The sequence below is a fragment of the Campylobacter sp. CFSAN093227 genome (genome assembly GCF_012897855.1).
In the GTDB taxonomy this organism is placed as follows: domain Bacteria; phylum Campylobacterota; class Campylobacteria; order Campylobacterales; family Campylobacteraceae; genus Campylobacter_D; species Campylobacter_D jejuni.
The window spans coordinates 1,427,661-1,448,254 of record NZ_CP040610.1; the positions used below are offsets into that span (position 1 = coordinate 1,427,661).

Genomic DNA, 20,594 nt, shown 5'->3' on the forward strand with positions numbered 1-20,594 from the left:
TGCCTTTATTTTAAGGCAAAATAAAGGCAAAACTATGAAAAAAACTCTTATCATCGCAGAAGCAGGAGTCAATCACAATGGTGATTTAAATTTAGCTAAAAAGTTAATAGAAATCGCAGCAGATTCAGGCGCTGATTTTGTTAAATTTCAAAGTTTTAAAGCCAAAAACTGTATCAGCACAAAGGCTAAAAAAGCACCCTATCAGCTTAAAACCACAGCTAGTGATGAGAGTCAGCTTCAAATGGTACAAAAACTCGAACTCGATATTAAAGCTCATAAAGAGCTTATCTTACACGCAAAAAAATGCAATATTGCCTTTCTTTCTACTCCTTTTGATCTTGAAAGTGTAGATCTTTTAAATGAGTTAGGCTTAAAAATCTTTAAAATTCCAAGCGGAGAAATCACCAATCTACCCTATCTTAAAAAAATTGCAAAGCTTAATAAAAAAATCATACTTTCAACAGGCATGGCAAATTTAGGCGAGATAGAAGAAGCTTTAAATGTGCTTTGCAAAAATGGCGCTAAACGCCAAAATATCACTCTTTTACACTGCACTACAGAATACCCTGCCCCTTTTGATGAAGTCAATCTTAAAGCCATGCAAAGCTTAAAAGATGCTTTTAAACTTGATGTGGGTTATTCTGATCACACTCAAGGTATACACATTTCCCTAGCTGCGGTTGCCTTAGGAGCTTGTGTGATAGAAAAGCATTTTACCCTAGATAAAAATATGTCAGGACCTGATCATAAAGCAAGTCTAGAACCTCATGAACTAAAAACGCTTTGCACTCAAATTAGACAAATACAAAAGGCTATGGGTGATGGCATAAAAAAAGCAAGCAAAAGCGAACAAAAAAATATCAACATAGTAAGAAAAAGTTTAGTGGCTAAAAAAGACATCCAAAAAGGAGAAATTTTTAGCGAAGAAAATCTTACTACCAAACGCCCCGCAAATGGTATAAGTGCTATGAGATATGAAGAGTTTTTAGGTAAAATTGCTACTAAAAACTACAAAGAAGATGAGCTTATCCGTGAGTAAAAGAAAAATTTGTATAGTCAGTGCAACAAGGGCTGAATGGTATCTTTTAAGAAATTTATGTCATGAAATTCAAAACGATAAAGATCTAAGCCTTCAAATCATCGCTACAGGAGCACATTTAAGCCCTGAGTTTGGACTCACTTATAAAGAAATAGAAAAAGAATTTAAAATCACTAAGAAAATTCCTATCCTACTTGCAAATGATGATAAAATAAGCCTTTGCAAAAGCATGAGTTTAGCTTTTAGTGCTTTTAGCGATGCTTTTGAAGACTTAAAACCTGATATGGTGGTAATTTTAGGCGATCGTTATGAAATGCTTAGCGTAGCAAGTGTATGTCTTTTGATGCACATACCTTTAGTGCATTTATGTGGCGGGGAGCTTACTTTAGGGGCTATTGATGATAGTATAAGACACAGCATTTCAAAAATGTCACATTTACATTTTGTAAGTCATGAAATTTATAAAAAAAGGCTTTTGCAACTTGGAGAAGAAGAAAAAAGGGTTTTTAATATAGGTTCTTTAGCTTCTACTATCATAAAAAATATGAATTTTTTAAACAAAAAAGATTTAGAAAAAGCCTTAGAAATGAAACTAGATAAAGAACTTTACTTAATCACTTATCATCCTTTAACCTTAAATGTAAAAAATACTCAAAAAGAGATTAAAACCTTACTTAAAAAACTTGACACCCTTAAAAACGCAAGTTTGATTTTTACCAAAGCAAATGCCGATGAAAATGGACTTTTAATCAATGAAATTTTGCAAAATTACTGCCAAAAAAACTCACACAAGGCTAAACTTTTTGATAATCTTGGCTCACAAAAATACCTAAGTCTTATGAAAATAGCCAAAGCCATGATAGGCAATTCTTCAAGCGGTATTAGTGAAAGTCCTTTTTTTAAAACTCCTTGCATTAATATAGGCGATAGACAAAAAGGGCGTTTAAGAACTCAAAATATCATTGATTGCGAAATCAACGATCTTGATCAAGCTTTTGAAAAATTAGAAAGCAAAGAATTTAAACAAAATTTAAAAAATTTTAAAAACCCTTATGATAATGATAAAAATCCCAATAAATTCATAAAAACTTGCCTAAAAAATGCAAATTTAGATACAATTTTACATAAAAATTTCATCGATTTATAAGGCTTAGCGTGGATATAAACAAACTCAAACTCACCCCTGATTCAAGCATAGAAGAAGCTTTAAAAATAGTCGGGCAAGAACGCGTTAGACTAGGCATTATAGTTGATAAAAAGGATAAATTTTTAGGAGTCATTAGTGATTCAAACATCAGAAAAGCTTTAATTAGTGGCAAAACTTTAAAAGATAGTATCAAGGATATTTACACTAAAAATCCCATCACCATAAAAGAAAACACAAGCAAAGAACAGCTTTTAAAAATTTCTGCTAAAACCGATATTTATGATTTTCCTGTTTTAGATGAAAAAGGGCAAATTCTTTCCATAAAATCTGTCTCATCGCTTTTAAAAACCAATCCAAACTCCATTGTCATCATGGCTGGAGGCTTAGGATCTCGCTTAAAAGAGCTGACTAAAGATACTCCAAAACCTATGTTAAAAGTAGGCAAAAAACCCATTTTAGAAAGCATAATCCAAAGACTTAAAAATCAAAATTTTGAAAATTTTATCTTTTGTGTGAATTATAAAAAACAAATCATAGAAGATTATTTTCAAAAAGGGCAAAAATTTGGGGTTAAAATTTCTTATATTAAAGAGCGTAAAAAACTAGGTACAGCAGGGGCTTTAAGCCTTATAAAACAAGAATTTAAAGAAAGTTTTATCGTTATGAATGCAGACATTTTAACCGAGCTTAATTTTAATGATCTTTTAAAAGCGCATAAAAAATCAAAAGCTTTAATGAGCGTTTGCGTGCGTGAGTTTGAGCAACAAATTCCTTATGGAGTGATCACTCAAAAACAAGGTTTTATAGAAAATATAGAAGAAAAACCTACCCAAAAATTCCTAGTAAGTGCGGGGATTTATGTACTTGAAAATGAAATTTTAAATTTAATTGCTAAAAATGAATACCTAGATATGCCAGAACTCATCAAACTCGCTCTACAAAAAGGTAAGGTAAATACCTATACCATCAATGATTATTGGATCGACATTGGAAGGCCAGATGAGTTTTTAAAAGCCAATGAGGATTTTAAATGAAAGTCTTAATCATAGGCTTTGGAAGCATAGGAAAAAAGCATTTTTTAGCCTTAAAAAATTTAAAGTATGAAGTAAGTTTGCTTTCTTTAAGTGCTAAAAAAGAAGAGTTTGAAAAAACTCAAATCTATCGTTCCTTAAAAGAATGTCATTTAAATGAATTTGATCTTTTTATCATCGCAAATATCACCACAGAGCATTTTAACACCTTAAAAGCTTTAAATGAGCTTGTAAAAGATAAAATCATACTCGTAGAAAAACCTTTATTTGAAAAAAGCCAAAATTTCACAAGCTCAAAAAATCACATTTATGTAGCATATTTACTGCGTTTTCATCCTGTGATTGTAGCTTTAAAAAAACTTTTAAAAGGTGAAAAAATTTATTTTGCTAGTTTGGTTTGTAATTCTTATTTGCCCCATTGGAGGGCTTTAGACTACAGGCAAAATTACAGCGCTAAAAAAGAGCTAGGTGGTGGGGTTTTACTCGATCTCTCTCATGAAATCGATCTAGCCTTTTTTCTTTTTGGAAACTTAGAGCTTATATACTCCCAAAATGCTAAAATTTCAGAGCTTGACATAACAAGCGATGATTTTGCCTTTTTGGTTTTAAAAAATTCACAAAAAGCTAAAATTCATATAGAATTAGACTATTTTTCTAAATTCAACAAAAGAGAAATGACCATCCATACTTTAGAAAAAAGCTTTAAAGCCGATTTAATAAACAATAAAATCGAAATTTATCACAAAAATCAAAGTCAAAAAATCTTAAATTTTGAAAATGATACGATAAAAACCCTTCAAAATTTACATCAAGCAGTCTTTGAAAAAGACAAAGAACTTTGCGATCTTAAGCAAGCTTTAAAAGTACTTGAACTTTGTGATGAAGTAAGGAAAAAAAATGGCTGAAATTTTATGTACCATTTGTGCTAGAGGTAGAAGCAAAGGCGTTAAAAACAAAAATATTAAAAAGATTAACGAACTTGAAATGATAGCTTATAGCATCATACAAGCTCAAAATTCAAAGCTTTTTAAACACATAGTCATAAGTACTGATAGTGATGAAATCGCAAGTGTAGCCCAAAAATATGGTGCTGAAGTTTTTTTCAAAAGAGAAGCTCATCTTGCCAATGATCGGGCTGCAAAACTTCCTGTCATGCGTGATGCCTTGCTAAGAAGTGAAGAGCATTTTAAAACGTGTTTTGAAACTCTCATAGACTTAGATGCTTCAGCCCCGCTTCGCTCAAGCCTTGATATAAAAAAAGCTTATGAAAGTTTTGTTGAAAATGATAATTCCAATCTCATCACCGCAGTTCCTGCTAGACGCAATCCTTATTTTAACCTCGTAGAAATACAAAATAACAAGGTAGTAAAATCCAAAGAAGGAAATTTTACCACTCGCCAAAGTGCCCCAAAATGCTATGATATGAACGCTAGTATTTATATCTTTAAAAGGGATTATCTTTTAGAAAATGATAGTGTTTTTGGCAAAAACACAGGGCTTTTTGTAATGGATGAAAGCACAGCTTTTGATGTAGATAGTGAACTTGATTTTAAAATCGTAGAGTTTTTAATCTCTTTAAAAAATTTATCGCCAAAGGATTTTTAATGCTTGAAAATAAAATCATCTTTGTAGCAGGAGCTTGTGGGCGTATAGGTAAAGCGCTTTGTCAAAAAATACTTCTTAGCAAAGGTATCCCTATACTCGCAGATATCAACAAAGAACGCTTAAATAAATTGCAAGAAAATTTAGAAACAAATTTTAAAACAAAACTTTTAAGCTTAGAACTTGATATCACTAAACAAGAAAGCTTACAAACCGCCCTTCAAAAAAGTCAAGAAAGATACGGCAAAATCGATGCTTTTGTTAACTCAAGCTATCCTTTTGGCAAAGATTGGGGTAAAACGCCTTATTATGAACTCAAATACGAACAAATTTGCGAAAGTTTAAATTTACATTTAGCAGGCTTTATGCTAGCCGCTCAAGAATTTGTGAAATTTTTTAAACAACAAGGCTATGGTAATATCATCAATCTTAGCTCCATCATGGGAGTTTATGCGCCAAAATTTGAAAACTATGAAGGCACTTCCATGCAAAGCTCTTTAGAATACAGTGTGATAAAAGCAGGGATTAATCACATGAGCTCTTGGCTAGCTAAAGAGCTTTTTAATCAAAACATACGCGTTAATACCCTAGCAAGTGGAGGAATTTTGGATAATCAAAATGAACTTTTTTTAAAAGCTTATAGAAAATGTTGTGCAAGCAAGGGTATGTTAGATGCTGATGATGTGTGCGGAACCTTGGTATTTTTGCTTAGTGATGAGAGTAGATTTATCACAGGGCAAACCTTAGTAGTAGATGATGGATGGGGCTTATGATGACCTTCACCCCTACCCAAAAAGAACTCTTTAACAAAAACATTGAGGCTTTAAGCAATATTCTTTTAAAAGAAAGTTTAAAAGAAATTAAATCAAGTAAATTTGAACTTGTTTTAGGTAAAGATAATCTAGATATCAATTTAAAAGATACAAGTGATAATACTTTTCTTTATGAAAATGTTATTGATGAATTAAACTCTATGCTAAACACTTATAATGATAAATATCTACTTTATCCTGTATTGTATTTTTATGGTTTTGGAAATGGAATTTTATTTAAAGCTTTATTGCAAAATAAAAATCATCAACATATTATTGTTTTTGAAAAAGATATAGAAATCATTTGGGTCATGTTTCATGTTTTAGATTTTTCAAATGAATTACAAAATTCAAGATTGATGATTTTGCAAACAAGTTCTTTGGATATAGAATTTTTTTCTAATTTTTGCTCTAGCAAACCTTTCTTTCAATTTTCTAGAATTTATTTTTTAGAACTGATGAGTCATTATTATGAAAGATTTCATGAAGATATTTTAGGATTGAATAAAAAATTAGCAGAAAATTTTAAAAATATCATTTTAAGAAATGGTAATGATCCTCTTGATGCTCTTCAAGGCATAGAACAATTTGTCTATAATCTTCCTTCAATGATCACTCATCCTAGTTATAAAGAATTACTTTCCAAAAGAAAAAATTTAAGTGATACAGCTATCATTGTTTCTACAGGACCATCTCTTACTAAACAACTTCCTTTATTAAAAAAGTATGCTAGCAAAGCTACGATTTTTTGTGCGGATTCTTCTTATCCTATTTTAGCTAAGCATGGTATAAAACCTGATTATGTTTGTATGCTAGAAAGAAAAGCTATTACAGCAGAATTTTTTAATCATGATTTTGGGGAATTTGATAATGGAATTTGTTTTATTATCAAATCCATAGTACATCCTAATGCCATAAATTACCTAACCAAAAAAACCGATAATTTTACTATAGTTTCAACCTATGCAAGTTTTATACAATATTTAAAATTAGATTATTTTGGATATTTTAACATGGGATTTAGTGTTGCACATATGGCTTGTTATCTTTCCTTACATTTAAATCATAAAAACATCATTTTTATAGGACAGGATTTAGCTTATGCTGAAAATGGCAATTCTCATCCTGATGATTATCAAAATTCAGCTAGCTATGAAAGCAGAAGGTATCCGCATCTTTACACTCTTGCTTATGGCGGAAAAGAAAAAATCAAAACTCACCATGTCTGGCTTATGTTTAAACGAAATTTAGAGCAAGATGTGCAAAAAATACAAAAGTATTTAGATACTAAAATTTACAACTGCACCGAAGGTGGAGCAAGGATAGAAGGAACCATAGAAAAACCTTTTCTATGGGCTTGTGAGAATTTACTTCATAAAGATTTAAATAAACCTTTTGAAAAATTAGAACCTTTAAGTTTAAATAAACAAAATGAGTTTTTACTTAAGGCTTATTATAAAGTTTGTAAAAGTATTAAACATTGTAGAGATTTTAGTAATAAATTTATTAAAAGCTATGATAAAATAAAAAATTCTTTTATGAGTTTACAAAATTCTCAAAAAAATGAAATTTTTATTCAAGAAATTATTCAAGATATAGATAAAACCAAAACTCAAATCGATGAGCTTTATAATACTCAAAAAGATTTGATACAAATTTTAGGTCCCCTACTAACTCAATTTGAACTTAATCTTGCTAGAATTTATGTCTTAAATCCTAAAACCAAAGAAGATGCTTTTAATAAAAGTATTCTTTGGATAAAAGAACATTTAGAATTTATGGAATTAGTTTATGGACATATTAAAGCACAAGAAAATGCTTTGATTAAAAATATACTTCCTTTAGAAGAAAAACTTAAAGAAAGAAAATTAGATAAATGGATGGAAAGGGTGAGAAGGTGAGAGAAGAGCTTTTTTTAAAAAATACTCAAGCTTTGTTTGAGGTCGATGAGTTTTTAGCTTGTACACTAAGATCACTTAAATACTTAACTTTTGCACTTATCCAAGATGAAAATGGAATAAATTTTAAAAAAGATGATATTTTTCTTTATGAAAATCCCAATAAAGAGCTTTTAGAAAACCTTACTCTGTTTAAAACCGAATATAACAAATATCCTGTTTTGTTTTTTTATGGCTTTGGAAATGGAATGTTTTATAAAACTTTATGTAAAAACAAACAACATAAACACATTATCATTTTTGAAGACAATCTTGAAATTTTAACTTTAGCTTTTCATTTATTTGATTTTAGCGAAGAATTAAAAAAAGAACAACTAATACTTTTTTATACTCCAAATATTAATACAGCACAACTCACCACACTTTTTACTTATGAAATCATTCAAAAAAGTGTAAAAATTTTTAATCTTTTTATTCATAATGATTTTTATCAACAATTTTATAGCACTCAAATACAAAATATAAATACTCAACTGATAGAAATAATACGATTTATCGTTTTAAACAAAGGTAATGATCCACATGATTCTTTAGTTGGAATCAAACATACCCTAGATAATCTCCCTAAAATGTTAAATCATGGAATTTTTCAAGAATTTCTCAAAGAAAGAAGAGCTAAGGTTGAAAATGCTATCATTGTTTCTACAGGACCAAGTCTTATAAAACAACTTCCTTTATTAAAAAAGTATGCTAATAAAGCTACGATTTTTTGTGCAGATAGTGCTTATGTTATCCTTGGAAAATACGGTATAAAGCCTGATTATGTTTGCATGCTAGAACGTGATGATATAGTTTCTAAATGTTTTGATAATGATTTTGGCGATTTTAACAAAGGCATACTTTTCATACTTGCTTCTGTGGTTCACAAAGAAGTATTAGATTTTTTAGAAAAAGATCAAAGAACTTATATGCTTGTACATCGCCCTTTAAATTTTGCGGCTAGTTTAAAACTTGATGAATATGGATATCTTGGAGTAGGACACAGTGTTTCAAATATGATCTATGAACTAGCAGGAGCTTTAAGATTTGAAAATATCATTTTTATAGGACAGGATTTAGCTTATGGCGAGGATGGAAGTTCACATCCTAAAGAGCATATACATGGAAGTCAAGGTGAAGAAATCAGAGGAAAAAAATATACACTAGCTTATGGGGGAAAAGGCAAAGTAAGAACACAACTTACTTGGAATTTATTTCGTCAAGCTTTTGAAAAAGATATATTTTGGGCAAAAGAAAAACTCAATATCACCACCTACAACTGCACCGAAGGTGGAGCAAGGATAGAAGGAACCATAGAAAAACCTTTTCTATGGGCTTGTGAGAATTTACTTCATAAAGATTTAAATAAACCTTTTGATTTTCCAAAATTTCTAGATAAAAAACTAGCCAAAGAAAAATTAGAAAAAATAAAAAAATATCTCCAAAAAAGCATTTTAGAATCTAAAGAATTTATAAAAAAAACTCAAACTCAGCTTCAAAAGCTTAGATACACTTTAGAAAAAAATGACAAGAATTTTCAAACTCTTGAAAAAATCAAAAATGATCTTTTAAATCTTTTTAAAGAATTTAAAAAACTCAAGCTTTTTAATGAACTTTGTCAAGCTATTTATTTTCATAACGAATGCGAAATTTTAAAATTTGAAGTTTTAAACACAAATAAGCAAAAAGAAAATTTAATAGACTTTTTGAAAATACAACACAATTGGTTTATCCAAGGTTTAGGATATCTTGATACTCAAAACAAAACCATAGAAAAAAGTTTAGAAAATTGGAATTTTGACGATATAATCAAAAAATAATTAGGATTTCCAATGACCTTCACCCCTACCCAAAAAGAACTCTTTAACAAAAACATTGAGGCTTTAAGCAATATTCTTTTAAAAGAAAGTTTAAAAGAAATTAAATCAAGTAAATTTGAACTTATCTTAGGTAAAGATAATCTAGATATCAATTTAAAAGATACAAGTATAAAAAATAATGGGGGGGGGTATAATGAAAATTTACTTTATCAAGATCCCATTAAAGAATTGCAAACTATGCTAAATACTTATAATGACAAATACCTACTTTATCCTGTATTGTATTTTTATGGTTTTGGAAATGGAATTTTATTTAAAGCTTTATTGCAAAATAAAAATCATCAACATATTGTTGTTTTTGAAAAAGATATAGAAATCATTTGGATAATGTTTCATATCTTAGATTTTTCAAGTGAATTGCAAAGTGCAAGATTGATGGTTTTGGAAAATGATAAATTACAAGCTCAAGATTATACTGAACTTTGTTCTTCTAAACCTTTCTTTCAATTTTCTAGAATTTATTTTTTAGAACTGATGAGTCATTATTATGAAAGATTTCATGAAGATATTTTAGGATTGAATAAAAAATTAGCAGAAAATTTTAAAAATATCATTTTAAGAAATGGTAATGATCCTCTTGATGCTCTTCAAGGCATAGAACAATTTGTCTATAATCTTCCTCAAATGATTACCCATCCTAGTTATAAAGAATTACTTTCTAAAAGAAAGGGTATAAGTGATACAGCTATCATTGTTTCTACAGGACCATCTCTTACTAAACAATTGCCTTTATTAAAAAAATATGCTAATAAAGCTACAATTTTTTGTGCGGATTCTTCTTATCCTATTTTAGCTAAACATGGTATAAAGCCTGATTATGTTTGTATGTTGGAAAGAACAGAAATTACTGCTGAGTTTTTTAATCATGATTTTGGGGAATTTGATAAGGATATTGTATTTGTTTGCGCAGGGGTTATTCATCCAAAAACAATTGAATATTTAAAAAATAAAACTTTTATCATAACTCAAAAAGTTCTTGCCTTTCCATATTATATAAATCTTAAAAATTTTTGCTATGCTGCTGTAGGATTTAGTGTTGCACATACATTATCTTATCTAGCAACTTATCTAAGTCATAAAAACATCATTTTTATAGGACAGGATTTAGCTTATGCTGAAAATGGCAATTCTCATCCTGATGATTATCAAAATTCAGCTAATTATGAAAGTCAAATGTATGAACATATTTTAACTATAGCTTATGGAGGCAACGGAAAAGTTGAAACTCATAGTATATGGCTTTTATTTAAAAATTGGTTTGAAAATGAAATGATTCCAAATACTAGAAAAATGGGTATCACCACCTACAACTGTACCGAAGGTGGAGCAAGGATAGAAGGAACCATAGAAAAACCTTTTTTATGGGCTTGTGAGAATTTACTTCATAAAGATTTAAATAAACCTTTTGAAAAATTAGAACCTTTAAGTTTAAATAAACAAAATGAGTTTTTACTTAAGGCTTATTATAAAGTTTATCAAAGTATTAAACATTGTAGAGATTTTAGTAAAATACTCAGCAATGATTTTGAAAAAATACAAAGTGTATATTTGAGTTTAAATGAAAAAGAAGAGGATATCAATTTAGCTATTGAAAAAATAGATAAATTTAAAAATAAACTTGAAGATATAAAACAAATGCAAGATTTATATGAAATTTTACAACCTTTGCGTACTCAATTTGAACTTAATCTTGCTAGAATTTATGTTTTAAATCCTAAAACCAAAGAAGATGCTTTTAATAAAAGTATTCTTTGGATAAAAGAACATTTAGAATTTATGGAATTAGTTTATGGACATATTAAAGCACAAGAAAATGCTTTGATTAAAAATATACTTCCTTTAGAAGAAAAACTTAAAGAAAGAAAATTAGATAAATGGATGGAAAGGGTGAGAAGGTGAGAGAAGAAAATAATTTTAACAAAAATTTAAAAGCTTTAAGCGGTTTTGAGTATAACGACTTACGCAAAAAACTTGAGGATCTAAAAGAGCTTAGAGAATTTACTTTCACTCAAGGAAAAGATAATCTTGATATCAATATCATAAAAAAAAGAAATTTAAAAAAAATGTATCAAGATCCCATCAAAGAGCTTGAAAAAAATTTAGAATATTTTAAAGATTTTACACGCTATCCTGTGCTTTTTTTTTATGGTTTTGGAAATGGAATTTTATATAAAATTCTACTTCAAAATCAAGCACTTAAAAGAATAATCATCTTTGAAAAAGAATTAGAACTTATCTTTTTGGCTTTAAATTTCATAGATTTTAGCAAAGATTTAAGCTTAGGGCGACTCATTATTTTACATCATGATGATATTAATCTTCCTAAAATGGATAAAGTTTTTCGTTTGATAGGGGATTTGTTTTATCGTTCTTATAATCTACACATTGCTAATGATTTTTATGAACACTATAAAGAAGATATTTTAAAACTTAATAAACTCAACATGCAAATCATCAAAAATCACAATCTTATGCGTGGTAATGATCCTAAAGATGCCATGCAAGGTATAGAACAATTTGTTTATAATCTTCCTCAAATGATTACTCATCCTAGTTATAAAGAATTACTTTCTAAAAGAAAGGGTATAAGTGATACAGCTATCATTGTTTCTACAGGACCATCTCTTACTAAACAACTTCCTTTGTTAAAAAAATATGCTAATAAAGCTACAATTTTTTGTGCGGATTCTTCTTATCCTATTTTAGCTAAACATGGTATAAAGCCTGATTATGTTTGTATGTTGGAACGCGATGAAATAGTAGCTGAATGTTTTAACAATGATTTTAAAGATTTTGATAAAGACATCATTTTTCTAGTAGCTTCTTTGGTGCATAAAAAAACCATTTCTTATCTTAAAAAAAATAAAAGAAAATACATTTTAATCATAAAAGGCCAGCCTTTTGCGAGATGCTTGGGGCTAGACGATTATGGATATATTAACGCAGGCATGAGTGTATCTCATATGGCTTATGAACTGGCTGAAAATTTAGGACATAACAACATCATTCTCATAGGTCAGGATTTAGCTTATGCCAAAGATGGGCAAACACATTCTCAAGGTTTCATCCATGCTAATTTACACAATGGAGACTATGAAAGGGACTTAGATAGATTTAGCACTACAGCTTATGGAGGAAATGGAAAAGTTCAAAGTTCTGAAATTTGGACACTTTTTAGACAAATTTTTGAAAATTTCATTGCTTTTAGCAAAAGTAAAACTTATAATTGCACTGAAGGAGGTGCTAGGATAGAAAGCGCTATAGAAAAACCTTTTAAAGAACTTTGCGAAAATTTACTCGAAAATAAAAAAGATAAAAAATTTAAAAAATTACAAGTTTTAAATACTAAAGAACAAGTAAAACTCGGATTAAAAATCTATCAAAAAATTAAAAAAAATATGAATTTATCCTTAAATTTTAAAAAAGAGTGTAAAAAAGTTCAAAAACAAATTCACAATCTTACCCATGGAAAAAACAAGCTCTCTCTTGAACAAATAAACCAGAATATAGACAAAATCAAAGAAAAACTTTCAAATAAAAAATATCTCTTTTTACAAGAAATTTTAGGCCCTACTTTACATCATGAACAAAGTATATTAACGCCTTTATATCTTAAAGATATCAAAGATGAATCTGATAAACAAAATAAACTTTTTGCTTGGATTTATGCGCATGAATCTTTGATAGAAAATATCATAGAACTTTTAGAAGCTCAAGACAAAAGACTTAAAATCGCTATTTTACCTTTGCAAGACTTTTTAGAAAAGAAAAAAGCACTTTAAAAGCTTAGATGCATAAAAGCATCTAAGAAATTATTGAAGAAGTTTTAAAACATTTTGCTGCACTGCATTAGCCTGACTCATAGCATAAGAACCTGATTGCGCAAGGATGTTATATTTAGAAAAATTTGCACTTTCAGCTGCAAAGTCTACATCTCTTATGGTTGATTCTGCTGCTTTAACATTTACCTGAGTAACAGTGATGTTGTTTATAGTTGATGTAACTTGATTTTGCACTGAACCAATGTCGGCTCTGATTTGATCAAGATTTGTTATAGCCGTTTCAGCTATATCCATCACAGCCATAGCGCCTTTAAGTGTAGTTACACCTGCTGTTTCATCTTTTACACCAAGAGTATTCCCTGCTGAAGTTTTCATGGTTGCAAACTGAGAAAGATTTGATCCCGATGAAAAACCTGAACCTGCAGAAACATTATATACCGCAGAAAGTTGCGAAGCAGCTGAAATAGCTATAGTGTTTGCAAAACCTGTAGAATAATTTTTACCGCTACCTACAGAAAAACCTGAACCTGAAGAAAATCCACTTCCTTGGCTACTCATATAAGCGCTAACAGAAGAATAACCTCCTAAAATATTTCCTTTATTTGCGGAATTAAAGCCCATAGCATCAGCTACATTTGCATCGATTTGCCCTTTAGACTCTCTTAAAGAAACGGAAGCTTGAGAAATCATATTGCCTGTTCCAAAACCTATAGCAGAAAGATTTGTTCCACTGATTAAAATATCTTTACCATCATTTTTAACTAAAGATAAACGACCATAATTTTCCAGCATATTTGGATTGATAAAAGCACCTCTGCCTATATTACCTTCAATTTTAATCCCTCTTCCCTCTCTTGAAGTAAGTAAAAGCTTACCATTTTCATCGATAGAAGCTTCAACTCCGGTTGTATCTTTAACCGAATTGATTGCAGAAACCAAGGCTCCATTAGCATCACCATCTTTATATTCTATCTGACCGATTTTTACCCCATTGATAGCAAAATCTTCTGAAGTAGCTCCAGCCCTAACTGCTCCCATGCCTCGAGTCTCTACTGTAAAAGTAGCTCTAACACCGGTTTGATCAGCACTTTTATTGATCTCTTCTGCTAAAGCTCCAAGTCCTGTTCCAACTGAAGTTGAAATCACAACTTTTTGAAATTTAAAATCATCTATACCATTGTAATTTTTAAGGGTAAATTGCACTTCACCACCAACTGAAATCCTTGATCCTGTTTCAAAACGAGTTAAACCTATCTTAGAAGACTGGGTTGCTCCTATACTTGCTTTTACAGTTTGATTTGAACTCGCACCGATTTGAAATTCTTGATTGATAAAATTTCCACTTAAAAGTTGCTTACCGTTAAATGAAGTAGTATTTGCGATATTGTCAAGTTCTTCCATTAAACGGTTGATATCTGCTTGAAGCATGGTTCTTGTTTTTAAACTTTGTCCATCTTGAGCCGCTTGAGTTGCCTTAGTTTTGATTGTATCTAAGATTTTAAGTTGCTCATCCATAGCCTTATCAGCAGTTTGTAAAATACCTATAGCATCATTACCATTGTTTATAGCTTGACCTAAAGTAGCTGCTTGTGAACGCAAAGAATCTGCTATAGCCATCCCTGAAGCATCATCTGCTGCGGAGTTGATTCTAAGACCTGAACTAAGTCTGCTTAAAGACTTATCCAGCTCTCTAGCATTAACAACTGAATTTGCATGTGCGTTTAATGCACCGATGTTGGTGTTTATCCTAAAACCCATTTTAAATCCTTTCAAAATATTGCATCGAAAAGATTAAAGCAAGAAGTGTTCCAAGTTTAGTTTGATTAAAAAATTTTAGAGTTTAAAATAAAAAAGCCTAGTTTAAACTAGGCTTGGATTTGTATATATTGCAGCTTTTGTAAACTACTGTAGTAATCTTAAAACATTTTGCTGAACAGAATTAGCCTGTGCCATGGCATAAGAGCCACTTTGAGCTAAGATATTTGCTTTAGAGTAGTTTGCACTCTCAGCTGCAAAGTCTACATCACGGATTTGTGATTCTGCTGCTTTAACATTTACCTGAGTAACAGTGATGTTGTTTATAGTTGATGTAACTTGATTTTGCACTGAACCAATGTCGGCTCTGATTTGATCAAGATTTGTTATAGCCGTTTCAGCTATATCCATCACAGCCATAGCGCCTTTAAGTGTAGTTACACCTGCTGTTTCATCTTTTACACCAAGAGTATTCCCTGCTGAAGTTTTCATGGTTGCAAACTGAGAAAGATTTGATCCCGATGAAAAACCTGAACCTGCAGAAACATTATATACCGCAGAAAGTTGCGAAGCAGCTGAAATAGCTATAGTGTTTGCAAAACCTGTAGAATAATTTTTACCGCTACCTACAGAAAAACCTGAACCTGAAGAAAATCCACTTCCTTGGCTACTCATATAAGCGCTAACAGAAGAATAACCTCCTAAAATATTTCCTTTATTTGCGGAATTAAAGCCCATAGCATCAGCTACATTTGCATCGATTTGCCCTTTAGACTCTCTTAAAGAAACGGAAGCTTGAGAAATCATATTGCCTGTTCCAAAACCTATAGCAGAAAGATTTGTTCCACTGATTAAAATATCTTTACCATCATTTTTAACTAAAGATAAACGACCATAATTTTCCAGCATATTTGGATTGATAAAAGCACCTCTGCCTATATTACCTTCAATTTTAATCCCTCTTCCCTCTCTTGAAGTAAGTAAAAGCTTACCATTTTCATCGATAGAAGCTTCAACTCCGGTTGTATCTTTAACCGAATTGATTGCAGAAACCAAGGCTCCATTAGCATCACCATCTTTGTAATCTACTTTACCGATTTTTACCCCATTGATAGCAAAATCATCTGAAGTAGCTCCAGCCCTAACTGCTCCCATGCCTCGAGTCTCTACTGTAAAAGTAGCTCTAACACCTGTTTTATCAGCATTTTTATTGATCTCATCAGCTAAAGCTCCAAGTCCTGTTCCAACTGAAGTTGAAATCACAACTTTTTGAAATTTAAAATCATCTATACCATTGTAATTTTTAAGGGTAAATTGCACTTCACCACCAACTGAAATCCTTGATCCTGTTTCAAAACGAGTTAAACCTATCTTAGAAGACTGGGTTGCTCCTATACTTGCTTTTACAGTTTGATTTGAACTCGCACCGATTTGAAATTCTTGATTGATAAAATTTCCACTTAAAAGTTGCTTACCGTTAAATGAAGTAGTATTTGCGATATTGTCAAGTTCTTCCATTAAACGGTTGATATCTGCTTGAAGCATGGTTCTTGTTTTTAAACTTTGTCCATCTTGAGCCGCTTGAGTTGCCTTAGTTTTGATTGTATCTAAGATTTTAAGTTGCTCATCCATAGCCTTATCAGCAGTTTGTAAAATACCTAAAGCATCGTTACCATTAGATATAGCTTGACCTAAAGTATTAGCTTGAGATCTTAAACTATCTGCTATCGCCATCCCTGAAGCATCATCTGCTGCGGAGTTGATTCTAAGACCTGAACTAAGTCTGCTTAAAGAAGCATCTAAACTTTTACTATTTAAATCAGCGTTTGCTTTAGCATTTAAAGCTGCAACATTGGTGTTAATACGAAATCCCATTTTAAATCCTTTTAAAAAAATTCAAGCTCATCCATGAACTTGTTAAATGCTATATCGTGCAATCAAAAAAATATTTTATACTTTAGCAATAAAATTTCATACTTTTGACAAAGACTTGTATTTTTGTTCTAATTTTTCTATAAAATAAAGCAACCATTCATGGTAAGCTTTAATATAAGCTGTGATGAAATGCGTTTTATCTTGTATATGAAGTTTTAATACATCAGCAATCATTTTTCCACGATAAGCAAAAGCTCCTCTTAAAACTTCATCCTGTATAAACTCATCTTCATCTAAAGAGTGATTAAAATTTTCTATATTTTGATAGACTTTTTCTAAAAATTCTAAAGGCAAAAGAAAATCTTTACTGAGTATATTTTCTAAAATTTGTTTTAAAGCTAAGGCATCGTCTAAAAATCTTTTAGCATTATCTTGATCTTTTTGTATTTTTTCTTTGAATTTAACTAGGAGTTTATCACTTCTATTTTTAGTTAAACTTTTTGGAAGTTCAAATTGAGGTTTTTCTTTTGTAAGGAGTTTTTCACAACATTCTTTAAAGGAAAGTTCTTCAGTGAAATTAATCCTTGCTCCACCTTCAGTAGCATTGTAAAACTTTGCTTTTTGTTCATTGCAAGCAAAAAGATATTCAAGTTTTATACGATAATCATTCCAGGTTATATGAGTTAAAACTTCACCTTTACCTGCATAGGCAGGGACTTTAAGTTTATCTATATTTTCTTCACCACTAAATTTCTCTCCAAAATCAAAACCTTTTGAATGTGAATTTCCTTCTTCATCAAAGGCTAAATCTTGCCCTATCATAATAATATTTTTAAATCCTAAAGCTAAAGCTAAAGTATAAGAAAAATGACTTACATGAGTACCCGTATCAATATAACCAAAGTCATTAAGATTGAAGCGTTGATATAAAGCTTTATTTCTTAAAACAATCATACAATTTTCAGCATTTAAACTACGCACGATATTAGGATGCGTAGCACACTCAAGAGCAATGATGCTTTGTTTTAAATTTTCTTTATTTTGAAAAAATTTCATTGCTAGATCAGTAAAATCTAAATTCGTAACATAATCAGGTATTATGCCTTCTTTTTCAAGCATGCTTAAAGCCCCATCAGCACAAAAGATCACTGCTTTATCTTGATAAGCTTTAAGTAAAGGAAGTTGTTTAGCTAAACTAGGTCCTGCAGAAACTACTATAGCATTTTCGAATTTGTTTTTTCTTTCACTTAAGATTCTTTGAAAAGGAATGCTTTCAAGCATAGAAGGGATGTTTTGTAAAAACTGTCCATGTGTTAGCAAAGGTAAAAAACAAGTAATATCTGCATTCCTTATTGCTACACTTGCACTTTTAATACAAAGTTCATTTAAAGATAAAATAGAAGTTTCATAGTATTTAAGATAATAATGCGAGCTAATAAACATTTCATATAAACTTAAATACTCTAAAATACTTTGCTGATCAAAAATCATAGCAATTTGAATTTCTAAATCCTTTGCAACACAGTCAAATAATACAACCTTATAAACTTTCAACTCTTCACTCAAATCTATCGTACTTAAAGCTAGGATAAAAAGTTCTATTTCACTTTCAAATACAAAAAGATGTTTATAGTGTTTAGCTAAATTTTTAATCAGTAAAGCATTGCCTATACCATAAATACATATAAAAGGATATCTAGGAGTTTTTTCTAAAATACTTTGATAGAAAAAATTTAATTCTTCTTCTAAGTTTTCATACATGAAAACATTATGAGTTTTATCATAGATATTCAAATTTTCATCTATACTAAAACGAAAACAAGTTTTATTTTGTATGAATTTTAAAAGTTTATTTCCTAAGGGTTCATTTACCCCACTTAATAAAGCTTGTATGTTTTTTTCTAGCAAATTCATGGAAGTTCCTTAAAAGAATTGATGATAATATTTATTCTTTGCTCTAATTTTTCCATAAAATAAAGCAGCCATTCATGGTAAGCTTTGATATAGGCTGTGATAAAATGTGTTTCATCTTTTATATGAAGTTTCAATACATCAGCAATCATTTTTCCACGATAAGCAAAAGCTCCTCTTAAAACTTCATCCTGTATAAACTCATCTTCATCTAAAGAGTGATTAAAATTTTCTATATTTTGATAGACTTTTTCTAAAAATTCTAAAGGCAAAAGAAAATCTTTACTGAGTATATTTTCTAAAATTTGTTTTAAAGCTAAGGCATCGTCTAAAAATCTTTTAGCATTATCTTGATCTTTTTGTATTTTTTCTTTGAATTTAACTAGGAGTTTATCACTTCTATTTTTAGTTAAACTTTTTGGAAGTTCAAATTGAGGTTTTTCTTTTGTAAGGAGTTTTTCACAACATTCTTTAAAGGAAAGTTCTTCAGTGAAATTAATCCTTGCTCCACCTTCAGTAGCATTGTAAAACTTTGCTTTTTGTTCATTGCAAGCAAAAAGATATTCAAGTTTTATACGATAATCATTCCAGGTTATATGAGTTAAAACTTCACCTTTACCTGCATAGGCAGGGACTTTAAGTTTATCTATATTTTCTTCACCACTAAATTTCTCTCCAAAATCAAAACCTTTTGAATGTGAATTTCCTTCTTCATCAAAGGCTAAATCTTGCCCTATCATAATAATATTTTTAAATCCTAAAGCTAAAGCTAAAGTATAAGAAAAATGACTTACATGAGCACCTGTACCAATATAACCAAAGTCATTAAGATTGAAGCGTTGGCATAAAGGATCATCTCTTAAAATCACACTTTTATTATCTAAAAAATGAACCAAATTAGGATACGTAGCACATGAAAGTATATTTAAAGAAGTTTTATTTTCTTTATTTTGAAAAAATTTCATTGCTAGATCAGTAAAATCTAAATTCGTAACATAATCAGGCACTATACCTTCTTTTTCAAGCATACTTAAAGCCCCATCAGCACAAAAGATCACTGCTTTATCTTGACAAGCTTTAAGTAAAGGAAGTTGTTTAGCTAAACTAGGTCCTGCAGAAACTACTATAGCATTATCAAATTTGTTTTTTCTTTCATTTAAGATTCTTTGAAAAGGAATGCTTTCAAGCATAGAAGGGATGTTTTGTAAAAGATGAGAATAACACTCAAAAGAAAGATCAGAATTAGAACCTAAATTTCTTATCACAACTTTAATATTTTTCTCGCAAAGCTCGTCTGCTTTATGCCAAATATCCTCATAAAACTTTTTATAATAAACATTATTTACAAACATTTCATATAAACTTAAGTACTCAGATATATCTTTCATATCAAAAAGTATAAGCAGTTGAATATCTACTCTTTCTTCTTCGATATCCACAAGATAAATTTTTCCACTACAAAGCTCTTCACTCAAATCTATCGTACTTAAAGCTAGGATAAAAAGTTCTATTTCACTTTCAAATACAAAAAGATGTTTATAGTGTTTAGCTAAATTTTTAATCAGTAAAGCATTGCCTATACCATAAATACATATAAAAGGATATCTAGGAGTTTTTTCTAAAATACTTTGATAGAAAAAATTTATTTCTTCTTCTAAGTTTTCATACATGAAAACATTATGAGTTTTATCATAGATATTTAAATTTTCATCTATATTAAAACGAGAGCAAATTTTATTTTGTATGAAATTTAAAAGTTTATTTCCTAAGGGTTCATTTACCCCACTTAATAAAGCTTGTATGTTTTTTTCTAGTAGGTTCAT

14 protein-coding genes are annotated in these 20,594 nt (G+C 30.0%); 10 read left to right on the forward strand and 4 right to left on the reverse strand.

Features of this window, described 5'->3' with window-relative positions; all coding sequences use genetic code 11:
* Positions 1–34 precede the first annotated feature (34 nt).
* The 10 genes from legI to FBF06_RS07530 are packed head-to-tail and all read left to right on the forward strand — an operon-like array spanning position 35 to position 13,230.
* On the forward strand, positions 35–1,039 hold the full coding sequence (gene legI / locus FBF06_RS07485) for a N,N'-diacetyllegionaminate synthase (RefSeq protein ID WP_002890597.1): 1,005 nt from the start codon (positions 35–37) through the stop codon (positions 1,037–1,039).
* Complete coding sequence (gene legG / locus FBF06_RS07490; RefSeq protein WP_002811473.1) at positions 1,032–2,186, forward strand: GDP-N,N'-diacetylbacillosamine 2-epimerase (hydrolyzing); 1,155 nt, start codon at positions 1,032–1,034, stop codon at positions 2,184–2,186. The genes legI and legG overlap by 8 nt, the downstream gene beginning before the upstream one ends.
* Positions 2,187–2,194: 8 nt before the next feature.
* Entirely contained in the window at positions 2,195–3,220 is a 1,026-nt protein-coding gene (locus FBF06_RS07495) for a nucleotidyltransferase family protein (protein WP_057041353.1), read from the forward strand.
* Positions 3,217–4,122: an L-glutamine-D-fructose-6-phosphate isomerase subunit gene (ptmF, locus tag FBF06_RS07500; RefSeq protein ID WP_057041352.1), complete on the forward strand. Its 906-nt coding sequence runs from the start codon at positions 3,217–3,219 to the stop codon at positions 4,120–4,122. The genes FBF06_RS07495 and ptmF overlap by 4 nt, the downstream gene beginning before the upstream one ends.
* The gene (legF, locus tag FBF06_RS07505) at positions 4,115–4,822 is read left to right on the forward strand and encodes a CMP-N,N'-diacetyllegionaminic acid synthase (protein ID WP_002929073.1); all 708 of its coding nucleotides are present in this window, start codon (positions 4,115–4,117) and stop codon (positions 4,820–4,822) included. Before ptmF ends, legF begins: the two co-directional genes overlap by 8 nt.
* Entirely contained in the window at positions 4,822–5,592 is a 771-nt protein-coding gene (ptmA, locus tag FBF06_RS07510) for a flagellin modification protein PtmA (RefSeq protein ID WP_002805730.1), read from the forward strand. Before legF ends, ptmA begins: the two co-directional genes overlap by 1 nt.
* Entirely contained in the window at positions 5,592–7,532 is a 1,941-nt protein-coding gene (locus FBF06_RS07515; protein ID WP_168977647.1) for a motility associated factor glycosyltransferase family protein, read from the forward strand. Before ptmA ends, FBF06_RS07515 begins: the two co-directional genes overlap by 1 nt.
* Positions 7,529–9,388 carry a motility associated factor glycosyltransferase family protein gene (locus FBF06_RS07520; protein WP_168977608.1) on the forward strand — a complete coding sequence of 620 codons (1,860 nt, stop codon included), beginning with the start codon at positions 7,529–7,531 and terminating at the stop codon, positions 9,386–9,388. Before FBF06_RS07515 ends, FBF06_RS07520 begins: the two co-directional genes overlap by 4 nt.
* 12 nt (positions 9,389–9,400) lie before the next feature.
* Positions 9,401–11,347: a motility associated factor glycosyltransferase family protein gene (locus FBF06_RS07525; protein ID WP_168977609.1), complete on the forward strand. Its 1,947-nt coding sequence runs from the start codon at positions 9,401–9,403 to the stop codon at positions 11,345–11,347.
* Positions 11,344–13,230 (forward strand): motility associated factor glycosyltransferase family protein, encoded by a 1,887-nt coding sequence (locus FBF06_RS07530; RefSeq protein WP_079862490.1) that lies wholly within the window; start codon positions 11,344–11,346, stop codon positions 13,228–13,230. The genes FBF06_RS07525 and FBF06_RS07530 overlap by 4 nt, the downstream gene beginning before the upstream one ends.
* 30 nt (positions 13,231–13,260) lie before the next feature.
* Here the strand turns inward: FBF06_RS07530 and FBF06_RS07535 are convergent, their stop codons facing one another.
* From FBF06_RS07535 to FBF06_RS07550, 4 genes are all read right to left on the reverse strand, one after another.
* Positions 13,261–14,988, reverse strand: a complete 1,728-nt coding sequence (locus tag FBF06_RS07535) for a flagellin A (protein ID WP_071450893.1) — start codon at positions 14,986–14,988, stop codon at positions 13,261–13,263.
* A gap of 144 nt (positions 14,989–15,132) precedes the next feature.
* Positions 15,133–16,860 carry a flagellin gene (locus FBF06_RS07540; protein WP_168977610.1) on the reverse strand — a complete coding sequence of 576 codons (1,728 nt, stop codon included), beginning with the start codon at positions 16,858–16,860 and terminating at the stop codon, positions 15,133–15,135.
* 96 nt (positions 16,861–16,956) lie between these two features.
* Entirely contained in the window at positions 16,957–18,774 is a 1,818-nt protein-coding gene (locus FBF06_RS07545) for a motility associated factor glycosyltransferase family protein (RefSeq protein ID WP_168977611.1), read from the reverse strand.
* Complete coding sequence (locus FBF06_RS07550) at positions 18,771–20,594, reverse strand: motility associated factor glycosyltransferase family protein (protein WP_168977612.1); 1,824 nt, start codon at positions 20,592–20,594, stop codon at positions 18,771–18,773. Before FBF06_RS07550 ends, FBF06_RS07545 begins: the two co-directional genes overlap by 4 nt.